Consider the following 13383-nt stretch of genomic DNA (forward strand, 5'->3'; position numbering starts at 1 on the left):
GCCCGCTTCATCCGGTTACGCGGATCGCCGCACGCGCACACCGGCGCTGCACCGCCACCAAGATCCGTGATCATGGACGCTGGATGCCGCCCTGGCGACACTCAGCGTCCACCATCACGGATCAAGCCGCCGTTCAGGGGGTCAGGAGGGGCTTGACCTGCTCGGCGGTGAAGCGCATGAAGCCCTCGGGGTCGGGGTCGTCCGGGGTCGGCTGGAGGATCACCGCGTCCGCCCCGGCCCGCGCCCACTGCCCGGCGGCCGCCGCGACCTCGGCCGCGTCGCCCACGGCCGAACGTCCGGCCATGGTGTCGTAGCGCCACTCGAACCGCTCGGTCTCCATCCGCGCCGCCGCGTCCGGGCCGGTCGCGCTGTGCAGGTACACCGTGATCGGGTGCGGGTCGGTGCGCCCGGCCTCGGCCCGGCCCGCGTCGATCTGCGCTCGGGCGGCCCGCAACGTCTCGGTGGTGGTGCCGCCGGTCAGGATGGTGCCGTCGGCGGCCGCGCCGGACAGCCGCAGCGTGCGTGGACCGGTCGCTCCGGCCAGCACCGCGACCGGCTCGGTCGGCGCCCACCGCAGCTTGACCTTGTCGAGCTGGACGTACCGCCCGTGGCAGGTCACCTCTTCACCGCGCAGCAGCGCCCGCAGCGCGTCCAACTGCTCACGCAGCAGCGTCAGCGGCGACTCGACCCGGGCACCGACCTGGCCCATCCAGTCCTGCACGCCGTGACCGACGCCCACCCGCACCCGGCCCGGGAACAGCCGGTGCAGGGTCGCCAGCTCCATCGCGGTGATGGCGACGTTGCGCAGCGGCACCGGCAACAGCCCCACCCCGACGACCAGCCGCTCGCTGTAGGCCAGCGCCGCCGCCGCGGTGGCGATGCCGCTCTCGAAGAAGCAGTCCTCCCACAGCCACAGCTCATCCAGCCCGGCCTCGTCGGCGGCCCGCACGATCGGACGCAGCCGCTCGGGCGGCAACATCGGCACGAACACGGCACCCAGGGCGGTCACAGTAGTCCTCCTCGCGTCTGCGGGCGCCCGGCTGTGGGCGCCACCCGACCATGATGTCGGACCGGCGTGATCGCCGCTCGCTCAGGCAGATGTGCCGGTCTCCGCCTGCGGGACGGTCTCCACCTGGGGCGCGGGGGCCTGGGCGGGCACGTCACGGGCCTGCTCGATGAGCGGGATGCCGCGCTCGCCGGTCTTCACCTCGTACGGCACCGCGAAGCGGCGTTCGCCCTGGGCCACCTGCACGTCGGCCGCCGGGTCGGTGTTGCGGACCCGCAGGTGGGCGCTGATCCTGCCCTCGCCGCCGCCGAGGTGCACCAACCGTCCGGCCGCGACGGTCGCCACCAGCGCGGTCACCTCCAGCTCGGCCGTCGCCACCACGGTCACCGTGGTCAGGGTCCGGCCGTTCACGACGACGTCGAGCTCGGTCTCGTACTCCCAGGGCAGCGCGTAGGTCTTGACGACGACCTGCTCGGTGCTGCCCGGTGCGGCATGGGTGCGGCGGGCGGCGTCCAGCAGCGCCGACCGGGTGCGCCACGCCCCGACCAGGACGTCGCTGACCTCGACGTCGAGCAGCTGCGAGACCCGGGTCAGGAACGCGCGGGCCACGGTCAGCGCCGGGGCCTCACCGTGGGCGGGCAGCGCGCCGACGCCCACCAGCTTCTCGGCTGCCTGCTCGACCTTGTCGGCCGCCGCACCGGCCTTGCCGCCGACGACGTCGCCGAACAGCAGTTCCCGTACTGTCGTCATACGCTCTCCCGGAAGCCGTCCAGCCGGTAGCCGCTGCGGCCGGACCGCACCACGACCTCGACGCTGATACCGGCCGCCGGGTCGGCCCGGTGGCCGCGCAGCACCCGCCACAGGGCCAGCGCCGCCAGCAACAGCAGCAGCAGCGCACCCAGTCCGAGCAGCAGTGGCTTGGTCAGCCCGGTCCGGTGTGGCAGCGTGACGATGGGCCCCTCGGTGGCCGGGACCGGTTCCGCCGCGGCGCGCAGGCACACGGCGCTCAGCCGCACCGTGATCGGGGCGTCGGTGCGGGCATCGCCCCGCACGACCACAGTCCAGCCGCGTCGCGTGAGCGGATCCAGCGGGGTGGCCACCAGCACCGCCGTATCGCCGGGCAGGTCGCCTTCGAGCAGCTGGTAGCCGCCCCCGGTCAAGGTCCGATCGGCCGGGCACAGGGCGCTCGCGGTGCCGGAGCGAGGCACGACGCAGGTCGGCGCGAAGATGTCGCCACCGCCGGTGCACACCGGTTCGGCCTTGTCCAGACCCAGGTCGACGGGCACCGTTTCGGCGGCCGCCTTCGGACCACCCAGGCACACCGCGTACGCGGTGACCGTGGCACGCGCCTTCACGTCCGGGTCGCCGGGCGTCAGCCGCACGTCCAGGGTCCAAACCGAGTCGCCGGACGGGAAGCTGCCGTGCACCGCCGCCCCGCCCAGCTGTGGCGTCCACTCCGGCCGGAAGCCGCCCCCGGTGCGTACGGTGCCGTCGGGGCACGCCACCGCCAACGCGAACACCTGGTCGGCGCGGGTGTCGGTGGCGGCGGCCACCGCGCTGCGCCCGGTGCCGCCGGACAGGCAGGCGGCGGTCACCTGTAGCCGGAGCACCTCCTTGGCGCGGTTCTGCACCGCGACCGTCCAGCCGCGCGGGCGCCCTCCCGCCCGCACCGGCTGGCCCTGCTCGTCGGCGGGGTAACTGCCCAGCACCTCGACGAACGGGCTGAACCCGACCCAGCCGCCGCCGACCAGTTCCTCGCCCTCGGCGCAGGCGGCGGTGAACAGGCGGGGTGCGCGGGTGGGGCCGAACTCGGTGTTGAGAGTGTGCAGCACCGTCGTGCCGAGCCGGTCGGCCGCGGCCGACGCGGCGGTGGCGCCGCCGAGCGCGCACAGCAGCGCCGCGAGCAGGGCGGCGGCGGCTCGGGGAAGGCCGTGGGTACGCATCGCGCTCAGGGTCGCACGCGCAGCCCGGTGGCGCTGTCCCCCGCCCGACACCTGACGTGCCACGGCCGCCCCGGCACGCGGAGGTCGCGCACCGGGGCGGCCGACTCGGGTCAGGACGCGTAGATCTCGTACTCCGACAGCTGTGCGGCGGGCCAGCCGGTGTTGCCGTAGAAGTAGGCGCGCACATACCGGCGGGCACCGGCCGCGAACGTCATGGTCACCTGGTTGCCGGAGGCCGGGTTGAACACGAACCCGGCCTGCGCCACCAGCGTCGTCCAGGTCGTCCCGTCGTTGCTGGCCTGGATCGCGATCGTCTGCGTACGCTGCCCCCACGACGCGGGCGGCGGCACCTTCAGCACGATCCGGCTGATCGACGTGGCCGCCTGCAGGTCCACCTGGATCCACTGCGGGAACGCGTTGTTGACGCTCTCCCAGTAGGTGTTGGCGTCACCGTCGGTGGCGTTCTGCGGCACGTAGTTCTGCGTGTAGCTGCTGGCCGTGGTCGGCTTGCCCTTGGCCAGGTTGCCGCCGGGCGCCGGGCTGGTGGTGGCACTGACCGTGTTGGACTGCCCGGACACGTTGCCCGCGGCGTCCTGCGCGGCCACGGTGTAGCTGTAGGTCGTCGAGGGGCTCAGGCCGGTGACCGTGAACGACGTCGCCGCGGTCGAGGCGACCACGGCTCCGTTCTGGCGGATCTGGTATCCGGTGACGCCCACGTTGTCGGTGGCCGCGTTCCAGGCCAGCGAGACGCTGTTGGCGGTCTGGCCGGTGACGCGCAGGTTGGCCGGGGTGCTGGGCGCCTGGGTGTCGCCCTGCGGGGCGGTGCCGTACACCTCCAGCGTGGACACCTGCGCGGCCGACCAGCCGGTGTTGGCGGTGATGTTGACCCGCACGTACCGGGTGGTGGTCGTCGGGACGGTGATGGTCACCGTGTTGGCCTGGTTGGGGTCGAACGAGTACTGCGCCGAGTTGACCAGCGTGCTGAACGAGCCGCCGTCGCTGCTGCCCTGCACGGACAGGGTCTGGAAGCGCTGGCCCCAGCCGGTGGGCAACTTGAGCACGACCCGGCTGACGGTCGCGGCCGCGCCCAGGTCTACCTGGAGCCACTGCGGGAAGGTGCCGTTGGCGCTCTCCCAGTACGTGCCCTGGTTGCCGTCGACGGCGTTGCCGGTGCCGAAACCACCGTTGCTGCTGCTGGCCGAGGTGGCCTTGCCCCGGGCCAGGTCGGTGTCGACGGGCGGCTGCCCGCCCACGACCGGCTGGGTGGGCCGGGTCGCGGTCAGCGCGAGCTGGCCCTTGAGCATCTTGCCGCCGTCGGCGGTGATGCGCAGGTAGTAGTCCGACGAGCAGACGGTGCCGTCCTCGTCGAGGGTGACGAAGCTGGTCCCGGCCGGGATCATCGAGGCGTTCTCGGCCGTCTTGGCGATCTGGTTGCCCTCGTTGTACTCGTCGAACATCGAGATGTAGATGCCCTGGCAGCCCAGGCGGATCATGTTGTAGAAGTGCCGCCAGTAGAAGTCGCCGTGCGCGCGGGCGTGCGAGGACAGGTCACCGGGCATGACGCAGGGCTGGTAGTCGATGCCGCGGTTGTTGCACTCGGCCTGGTCGGCGAGGTTGACGTTGTTGTAGAACCAGTCCAGGCCCGCGACGTCGCCGGTGCGGCCGACCATCCACGGCGAGATCATGTGGAACGCCGTGTACACGTCGAAGAAGCCCGCGCGGGAGTCGTTGATGCCCTGGCGCCAGTAGGTGGGCACGCCGCCGATGACGTAGCAGCCCTGGGCCTTGAACCAGTTGATGACCTCCAGGCAGGGTGCCGGGGCGAACGGGCGGCCGGGGTCGTTGAAGCCGAAGCCCCAGATGCAGACGACCGGCTTGCCGTTCTGGCGGGCGTACGCGGTGGAGGAGGTGTACGCCGACATCTTGTTGGTCCAGTCGGTCTTGATCTCCGACTGCATGTTGGTCCAGTTGGTGACGTCGTACATGATGTAGAACTTGCGCCCGGTGGCCTCGGCGGCGGTGCGCACCTTGGCCGTCATCGCGTCGCGGATCGGGCCCTCGCCGCCGGTCGGGTTGAACCGCTGCAGCGCGGCGGTGTCACAGCCGTACTGCTGCATCCACTGGAAGTGGATGTTGACGGTCGACTGGTCGAAGTGGGAGAACAGCTTCGCGGGCTGGCCGCTGTTCAGGTTGTTGAAGGCGGTCTGGTACGACGTCGGGTAGTCGCGCATGTCCGGCCAGGACACGATCGAGTTGTTGCTCGGCGACGGCGGCTGGCCCCAGTTGTTGGCCCAGTGCCACCAGCCGTTGAGCGGCGAGCCGTCGCCGATCGCGGCGAACCAGCCCTGATACCCGACGGTGATCTTGCCGACGACGTCGCCGACCGGGCTCGCCGCGGCGGCCGGGGCGGCGGTGGCCGCGAGCAGCTCCCCCGTCGCGGCGGCCGCCAGCGCGGAGCCCGCCGCGGTGGAGGCCATGAGCCTCCGGCGTGAGATTGCCATGCAAGTTCCCTTCCATCACATGCCGGTGTGACGGAGGGCGGGTGCGGCGCGGCGCGGGCATCCAGGCACGACCGTGCCACCGGGACGGAGGCGCACGGGCGGACCCTCGGATGCCCAGGGGTCACCCTCCGTCGCCGGACGGGTGTCCGGCACCGAACGGGCGGCGAGCGGGACCGCGGTCCCCGGGCGGGGATTGGCTAGACCCTATGTCCACGACGGAGGCACGGCAAGATATCGACAGAAACATTTCCTAAATCAACTTGTAACCCCGTCAGATCGTGCAACGGTGATGCAAGTTTGCGGTCAACCGTTGTCGGCACCCCCGATGACGCGCAGCCACAGGCACACCACCTCGGTGTCGTCGTCCACGGTGTACCCCTCGCGCTCCCAGTAGCGGCGGTGCGCCTGCGCCCAGTGCTCGATGCTGGTGAAGCCCTCGCCCTCGGCCTGCGCGAACTCCCAGCTGACCTCGGCGAAGGGCACCAGCTCGATCCGGGTTATCTCGATGATCGCCAGCACCTGGCCGCCGTCGCCGAGCAGCGCCTCCCGCTCGCCGACGTGCTCCAACTGCTCCTGCTGGGCGCGGTACTCGGCCAGCAGGCCCGCGGTGGCGGTCTTCGTGCCCGCCAGCACCAGCGAACTCAGCCGCTCGCGCAGCTGCCCCGGCGTGCCCAGTTCCATCCCGCGCAGTTCGCCAACCCTGGGAAACATGCCTCCTAGCCTAGGGGCGGGCAGGCGTCGCGGCGCGACTAAGCGCGGGCAACAGCTCCTTGTGCGCAACGTCGAGGAAGTCGGCCTGGGTGTCGCCGCCGATCTGGACCACCGCCACGTCGGTGAAGCCCGCGTCGACGAACTTCTGCACCGCGGCGACGTGCCGGTCCAGGTCGGGTCCGCAGGGGATCTGGTCGGCCACCTGCGCCGGGCTGGTCGAGCGGGAGGCGGCGTGGAACGAGCGCGGGTGCGGCAGCTCGGCCATGACGCCCCAGCCCAGGCTGAACCAGCGGAACTGCTCGTGGGCGACACGCGCGCACTCCTGCTCGTCCGGGCCGTAGCACAGCGCCACCTGCCCGTAGCAGGGGCCGCGGCCGCCCGCCTCGCGGTACATCTCGATCAGCTTCGGGTCCGGTGCCACCGCGACCAGGGCGTCGGCGTGCCGCGCGGCCAACTCGCACGAGGAGCGGCCCGACACCGCGATCCCGATCGGCACCGGCTGCTCGGGCAGGTCCCACAGCCTGGCCTCGGGCACCTCGAAGTACTCGCCGCTGTGGTGGACGGTCTTGCCCGCCAGCAGCGGCCGGATGATCCCAAGTGCCTCGTCGAGCATGTGGTGACGCTGCGTCGTGTGCGGCCAGCCGCCCACGACGTGCTCGTTCAGGTTCTCCCCCGCGCCGAGGCCGAGGGTGAACCGGCCGCCGGACATCACCCCGACCGTCGCCGCCTTCTGGGCCACCACCGCCGGGTGGTAGCGCAGGATCGGGCAGGTCACGAAGGACATCAGCCCGATCCGCTCGGTCGCGTACGCGGCCGCGCCCAGCACCGCCCACGCGTACGGGGCGTGCCCCTGTTCGGGCAGCCAGGGATAGTAGTGGTCGGAGCAGACGGCGAAGTCGAAACCGGCCGCTTCGGCCCGTACCGCGTCGTCGACGAGGTCGCGCGGGCCGCGCTGCTCGCACATGAGCGTGTATCCGATGTTGGCCATGGCCTGCTCAGTACCCGGATGGCCGCCAGGGCACACCTGGCCGCCCGCCGCGGGCCATCATGAGTCATGACCTTGGCACCCCCGGATGTGTCCCCCGACGACCTCGACCACTGGTGCCGCCGGTGGCTGTCGGCGGGCGTCGCGGAGCCCCTGTTCACCGCCGGGCACCTGTCCCGCGTGTACGGCCTGCGCCTGACCGACGGCCGGGAGGTGGTGGTGAAGGTCCGGACCGACCAGCCCCGCCTGGCCGGGTGCGCCGACGTGCAGGCGGCGCTGTGGGCCGCCAGGCTGCCCTGCCCCCGGCCGCTGGTCGGCCCGGTCCCGCTCGGGGCGTACGCGGCCGGCGCGGAGACGCACCTGCCCGGTGGCGACCTGCTGGGGCCCGTGGACGGCGCGGCCGAACGCTACGCGGAACTGCTGGCCCGGTTCGTCGCGCTGGCCCCGACGCCGGAAGCGGTCCGGCCGCTGGCACCGAACCCGCCGTGGACCGCGTGGGGTCGCGAGCCCAGCGGTGGGCTGTGGCCACGCCCCGACGACCGCGCCGCCGACCTCAACGCCCACCCCGGTCCGGCCTGGCTGGACGAGGTCGGCGACCGGGTCGTCCGGCGGCTGCGCGAGGCGACCGGCCCCGAGGTGGTCGGACACAGCGACTGGGAGGCGCAGAACCTGCGCTGGCACGGCGACCGGCCGGTGGTGCACGACTGGGACAGCGCGGCCTGCGCACCCGAGGCGGTGCTGGTCGGGATGGCCGCGTCGGTGTGGCCGTGCGGCGCGGTGCCCCGGGCGGCGACCGTGGCCGAATCGTGGGCGTTCCTGACGGCGTACCAGCAGGCGGCCGGGCGGCGGTTCAGCGCGGCGGAGGTCGAGGTGAGCTGGGCCGCGGGGCTGTGGGTGTACGCGTTCAACACGAAGAAGGCCAGCCTCGACGGCCACCCCTGGCTGGATCCCGAGGAGGCCGCCGAACGGCTGGCGCTGGCCGGAGCCTGACCCGTCAGTGCGGGATCAGGCGGCGCGGCCGCGTACGGTCCAGGCCCTCGCGAAACTCCTCGATGGCCAGGGCGACCTCGGTGCGGGAGCGGGTGCGCTCCAGCGCCGGGCCGTAGTGCAGGTGTCGGGCCAGTCCGTCCAGGTCGAACCCGAAGTACATCGCCATCAGCGGATTCACGAACAGCTCCGTGCCCTCGGTACGGCCGGTGGCGTGCGCGTCGCCGAACTCGCCGCGCAGCGCCGCGGCCACCTGCGTGTTGACGATGCTGGCCGTGCGGGGGGCCTCCCGAACCGAGTGCGCGACCGCGTCCAGATACGCCTCGGCCTCCATGCTGCCCGGCGGGATCGTGAACGCGCCCAGGTAGGCGCCCGCCCGGTGCAGCGCGGCGATGTTCTCCAGCACGTGAGCGTGGCAGACGCCGTGGTGGGAGTCGATGCCGAAGCCCAGGCTGACCACGAGTTTGACCGGCACGTCGAGCCCCGACACCGCGATCAGGCTGGTCATGTCCTCCTCGGGTGTGCCCAGCCCGGCCTCGTCGCCGCGCATGAGGATGTCGGTGCCGCCGTCGGCGAGCACGACCGCGTCGACATCGAGCTTCTCGATCAGGGCCCGGTAGGCGGCCCGCAGCGGGCGTACGCCGGTGCGGTCGAACGCGTAGACGACCGGGTCTTGGCCCTGGGCGGCCAGCCAGCGGGACAGGGTCCGCTCCGGGAAGTAGCGGTCGTTGCCGGGGCTGTCCGGGCGGACCTCGGCCAGACCGGTGCGCAGCCACGCGGTGGGCGGGAGGGCGCCCAGCTCGCTGACGGAGTAGCTGGCCAGAGTGACCCGTACGCCGGCGTCGCGCAGGGCCAGGGCCAGCGGAAGTCCGGCATACACGTCGAAGCCGCCGCCTGCACCGGCGATCAGGACATGCTTCGCCGCGCGCAGGCGGCGGGACACCGAAGGCTCGAAGATCGCGGTCACAGGACGCGACGTTAGCGGCGTCGCCGATGGCGTACCACCGAGTTTGCGCAGCCGAGGGCTTCGGCCGGCACCGGCTCATGCAGCAGGGACAGCGCGTACACATTCGACTTGGTAGCGTGCGCGACTGAGACGATCACGGGGAGATTCTCATGTCAGGCGGACTACGACGGTTCTCGACCGCGGCAGCGATTCTGTCGATTCTTGCAGCCCTGTCCGCGGTCACGCCCGCGTATGCCAGGGCTCCGGGGGTGAAAACCGTGGGCAGCCTCACCGCGAAGGCCGTCCAGGACATGATCGGCAATGCCGTCCCTGGCGACACGATCCTGTTCCCGCCCGGCGTCTACGAACTTGATGAGTCCTTCTCACTGGCTTCCGGCGTCAAATACGTCGCGGATCCGGCGGGCGTCGCGACGCTGCGGCACAGCGGCTCGACGACGCTGGCCCTCACCGGCGGCGGCCTGACCGGGATCACCATCCGGGGCCTTCAATTCGACAACGTCCGCCTCGATTTGAGCGGCTCCAGCGACATCACCTTGATGGACTGCCAGTTCGCCAACGGGAAGCCCGATCCGGCGATTCCGGGCCTGTGGGAGACGCCGTATGTGCACCTGCAGCGGACGACCGCCGTGACCATCGACGGCTGCGCCTTCCTGCGGGACAGCACCTCGGGCGGGCGAGGCGTCGACGCGTTCGGCACGACCGAGACGATCATCAAGGACTCCTACTTCGGCACGACTCGCGACCTCGAGCCGGACGTCCGCAACGGCTACTTCAAGACCGCCGTCAACATCAACGGATGGTTGGTCGGCAATCCCGCGGAGTTCCACGACGGCAACGGCGGGCTGGGCAGCCACTCGATTCTCCTCGACGGCAATACCTGGCGCCGCCGTCCCGGCATCGCCCCCTGCCCCAAGCCGGACCACCCCGAGGTCGACCTGTGCGAGGACCACGGCGTCTACGCCTGGGGAGTCCAGGACCTGACCATCCGCGACAACTTCGGCGACGGTTGGACCGACACCTCCAACGGCGGCGCGCTCAAGGTACGCAACAGCTCCGACGTCTTCGTGCTGGACAACCACTTCAAGATGTCGGGTATCCGGACCTACACCCACTTCTGCGGGTCGAAGGTGACCATCACCTGCTACGACCAGCAGGTCCAGAGCCTCAGCCATGTGCGCATCGAGGGCAACCGGGTCGACGTTCCCAGCGCCACCGCCAACAGCGACAGCGGCATCCTCTACCGGCGCGCCGACGACAGCAACGGCGTCACCTCGGGCACGGTGTGCGAGGGGACCAGCGGCGAGAACGGCATCTACATCATCAACAACACCTTCCCCACCGCCGGGGTGGTGGACGTTCAATGCGCCTACGGCCCCCAGCTCTGCGTCTCGGGAAACAAGGGCGGCGGCGGAAACAACCCCCGGACCGGCGCCACCGTCACCGGTCAGATCCCGAACTCGAACTGCGCCGTGCCTGGCAGCTGGGATCAGCCGTTGACGGGTGTGCATCGCGGGTACCTCAACGGCGACGCGGAGCCCGACTTCGCGTACCACCTCCGTACGAGCAGCGGCTTCACCTGGCGAGTGCACCTGAGTGACGGCACGGGCGGCTTCCGGTACGCCGACTGGCACGAGGACGCCAACGTCGCGCCGGACACCGAGCGCTACGGCGTGCTGGTCGCCGACTTCACCGGCGACCGCCTGGACGATCTCGCCTACCACGGCATGTGCGGCTCGCCCTCGGCGCGGTGCTGGCGCGTGCTCGCGAGCACCGGCACGGGCTTCGCCGCGGCACGCAACTACTACACCGACCCGGTGGTCCCGAGCGACGACGCCCTCAACTACGGCATGCGCTCCGCGGACTTCACCAAGGACGGTCGAGCGGACATCGTCATGCGGGCAGACTGCGGCTCGACCACCAACTCCTGCTGGACGGTGCTCGTCAGCCGCCCCGACAGCACGTTACTGGCCGAGAACTGGGGCGACGGGCTCTGGTCGGACCCGTTGACGACGGCCGCCTACGGCTTACTCATCGGGGACTACGACGGGGACGAGCGCGCGGACCTGGCCTATCTGGGGCTGTGTGGCGGAGGGACAAGTTGCCTGCGGGTTCATCGTTCCACCGGGACCGGCTCGTTCAGCGTCGAGGACTGGACCTTCGTCACTCCGGTCTACCTCGACGACAAACCGGTCAACTGGAGTGCCCATTTCGGCATGCGAGTCGGATACAAGCCGAACGACCCCAAGGCATACATCGCCTACTGGGGACGGTGCGGCGAGCCGAGTGCGGCTCAGTGGCGATACCACTTCGGCACTGACACGCGTGTCTTCACCGTGACCTGCTACCTTCCCGGAGACCCGGCCCGCCCGGTCGGGAAGCTCCCGACGCGGAGTCCGGGCAGCCCGGGGTGATGGGCCCAGAGTCGTACTTTGGGCCGATCTGACTGAGCGGACCCGTTCGTACCATGGGGCCGTGCGCCATCTGATTCGCTCGCTCTGGCATGACCCACGTCCCGAGCTGCCCGCACCGCGTCCGCGACGCGACGCGGCGCTGCTCGGGGTGCTGTTGGCAGCCATCGCGCTGGAGGCCGCACTGCGGGCGACCCTGCCCCAGCGGCTGCCCGCGCTGCTGCTCACGGTCGGGCTGCTGCCGGTGCTGCTGTGGCGGCGCAGCCATCCGCTGCTGATGATCGCCGTCGCGTTCACGGTGACCACGGTCGCGCCGCTGCTCGGTGACGGGACCAAGGCCGAGCTGGTCACCACGGTCTACCTGCTGCTGCTGCCGTACTGCCTGTTCCGGTGGGGGTCGGGCCGCGACGGGGTGCTCGGCACGGCGGTCATCGTGGCGAGCGTCACGATCTCGTACGCGCTCGGTGAGATGAGCCTCGGTGACACGATCGGCTGCGCGGCCGTGCTGCTGGCCGCCTTCGCACTGGGCACGGCGCTGCGCTTCCGCGCCCGAGCCCGGCAGCGGGAGCTGGAACAGGTGGGTCTGCGCCAGCGCGAGCAGCTCGCCCGGGACCTGCACGACACCGTGGCCCACCACGTCTCGGCCATGGCGATCCGGGCACAGGCGGGCCTGGCGATGGCCGACACCCGGCCGCAGGCGGCCGTCGAGGCGCTGCACGTGATCGAGGCCGAGGCGACGAAAGCACTGGCCGAGCTGCGTTCGATGGTGCGGGTGCTGCGCCACGACGACCCGGCCGGATTCAGCCCACAGCCGCAGATCCGCGACCTGGCGCGACTGGCCGGACGGAACGGTTCCGGGCCGGTGGTCGACGTGCGGCTCAGCGGCGAACTGACCGGTCTGCCGTCGGCGGTGGACACCGCGGTCTACCGGCTGGCCCAGGAGTCGCTGACCAACGCGCTGCGCCACGCCCGCCACGCCACCCAGGTCACGGTGCGCGTGGCCGCCGACGACAGCGCGGTGCACCTGTCGGTCAGCGACGACGGCCGCCCGCAGGGCCAGCCGGGCGCCGGATACGGCCTGGTGGGGATGTACGAGCGGGCCCGCCTGCTCGGCGGCGTCTGCGCGGCCGGTCCCGGCCCGGATCAGGGCTGGCTCGTGACCGCGCGGCTGCCCCGGAACGCTCCGGCATGACCGACCTCATCCGCGTACTGGTCGCCGACGACCAGGAGATCGTCCGCACCGGGCTGGCGATGATCCTCGGTACGCAGCCCGGCATCGAGGTGGTCGCCGAGGCCGCCGACGGGGCGCAGGCGGTGGAGCTGGCGCTGCGGCTGCGCCCCGACGTGTGCCTGTTGGACATCCGCATGCCCGGCATGGACGGCATCGAGGCCACGCGCCGCATCGTCACGCTGCCGCTGCGGCCCCCGCCCGCCGTCGTGGTGATCACCACGTTCGACCTGGACGAGTACGTCTACGCCGCGCTGCGCGCCGGGGCGCGCGGCTTCCTGCTCAAGGACGCCGGAACGGCGCTGCTGGCCCAGGCCGTCCGGGCGGCCGCGGTCGGCGACGCGCTGATCGCCCCGAACGTCACCACCCGGCTGCTGCGGGCGTTCGCGCAGTCCGCACCGGACGCACCCGTGCGGCAGCCGATCGAACCGCTCACCGACCGGGAGGAGCAGGTCCTGGCGGCGGTGGCCCGGGGCCGGACCAATCAGGAGATCGGCGCGGACCTGTACATCAGCCTGAGCACGGTCAAGACGCACATCGCCAGCCTGATGGCCAAGCTGGGGGTCCGTAACCGGGTGGAGATCGCGATCTGGGCGTACGACACCGGCCGGATCGGACGGCAGCCGCCACCGTAGCCGAAAGTACGC

At 71.7% G+C, this 13383-nt stretch carries 11 protein-coding genes; 4 read left to right on the plus strand and 7 right to left on the minus strand.

The genetic code is table 11. From position 1 onward, the window contains the following. Positions 1 to 133: 133 nt before the first annotated feature. The 6 genes from KUA19_RS32185 to KUA19_RS32210 all read right to left on the minus strand — a co-directional run bounded on the left by KUA19_RS32185 (position 134) and on the right by KUA19_RS32210 (position 7149). Positions 134 to 1009 (minus strand): LLM class flavin-dependent oxidoreductase, encoded by an 876-nt coding sequence (locus KUA19_RS32185; RefSeq protein ID WP_308167768.1) that lies wholly within the window; start codon positions 1007 to 1009, stop codon positions 134 to 136. Between the two features lie 81 nt (positions 1010 to 1090). After that, positions 1091 to 1756 carry a hypothetical protein gene (locus tag KUA19_RS32190; RefSeq protein WP_217402124.1) on the minus strand — a complete coding sequence of 222 codons (666 nt, stop codon included), beginning with the start codon at positions 1754 to 1756 and terminating at the stop codon, positions 1091 to 1093. Further along, positions 1753 to 2949 (minus strand): hypothetical protein, encoded by a 1197-nt coding sequence (locus KUA19_RS32195; protein WP_217402126.1) that lies wholly within the window; start codon positions 2947 to 2949, stop codon positions 1753 to 1755. The genes KUA19_RS32190 and KUA19_RS32195 overlap by 4 nt, the downstream gene beginning before the upstream one ends. Before the next feature lie 110 nt (positions 2950 to 3059). Further along, positions 3060 to 5450 (minus strand): galactose-binding domain-containing protein, encoded by a 2391-nt coding sequence (locus KUA19_RS32200; RefSeq protein ID WP_217402128.1) that lies wholly within the window; start codon positions 5448 to 5450, stop codon positions 3060 to 3062. A gap of 303 nt (positions 5451 to 5753) precedes the next feature. Continuing rightward, complete coding sequence (locus tag KUA19_RS32205) at positions 5754 to 6161, minus strand: ASCH domain-containing protein (RefSeq protein ID WP_217402130.1); 408 nt, start codon at positions 6159 to 6161, stop codon at positions 5754 to 5756. Positions 6162 to 6171: 10 nt separating this feature from the next. Beyond that, a complete protein-coding gene (locus KUA19_RS32210) occupies positions 6172 to 7149 on the minus strand; it encodes a TIGR03557 family F420-dependent LLM class oxidoreductase (protein ID WP_217402132.1) in 978 nt (325 codons plus the stop codon). A 66-nt stretch (positions 7150 to 7215) separates the two neighbouring features. Here KUA19_RS32210 and KUA19_RS32215 point away from each other — a divergent pair, with 66 nt between their 5' ends. Further along, entirely contained in the window at positions 7216 to 8136 is a 921-nt protein-coding gene (locus KUA19_RS32215; RefSeq protein ID WP_217402134.1) for an aminoglycoside phosphotransferase/kinase family protein, read from the plus strand. Between the two features lie 4 nt (positions 8137 to 8140). Here KUA19_RS32215 and KUA19_RS32220 read toward each other — a convergent pair whose 3' ends face one another. Continuing rightward, positions 8141 to 9100, minus strand: a complete 960-nt coding sequence (locus tag KUA19_RS32220; protein WP_217402136.1) for a DUF1152 domain-containing protein — start codon at positions 9098 to 9100, stop codon at positions 8141 to 8143. 257 nt (positions 9101 to 9357) lie between these two features. Between KUA19_RS32220 and KUA19_RS32225 the strand changes: the two genes are divergently transcribed. The 3 genes from KUA19_RS32225 to KUA19_RS32235 all read left to right on the plus strand — a co-directional run bounded on the left by KUA19_RS32225 (position 9358) and on the right by KUA19_RS32235 (position 13371). After that, on the plus strand, positions 9358 to 11511 hold the full coding sequence (locus KUA19_RS32225) for a right-handed parallel beta-helix repeat-containing protein (RefSeq protein ID WP_217402138.1): 2154 nt from the start codon (positions 9358 to 9360) through the stop codon (positions 11509 to 11511). Positions 11512 to 11572: 61 nt separating this feature from the next. Beyond that, on the plus strand, positions 11573 to 12700 hold the full coding sequence (locus tag KUA19_RS32230) for a sensor histidine kinase (protein WP_308167769.1): 1128 nt from the start codon (positions 11573 to 11575) through the stop codon (positions 12698 to 12700). Beyond that, a complete protein-coding gene (locus KUA19_RS32235) occupies positions 12697 to 13371 on the plus strand; it encodes a response regulator (protein WP_217402140.1) in 675 nt (224 codons plus the stop codon). Before KUA19_RS32230 ends, KUA19_RS32235 begins: the two co-directional genes overlap by 4 nt. Positions 13372 to 13383: the final 12 nt, after the last annotated feature.

The organism is Catellatospora tritici (assembly GCF_019083965.1).
Classification (GTDB): Bacteria; Actinomycetota; Actinomycetes; order Mycobacteriales; family Micromonosporaceae; genus Catellatospora; species Catellatospora tritici.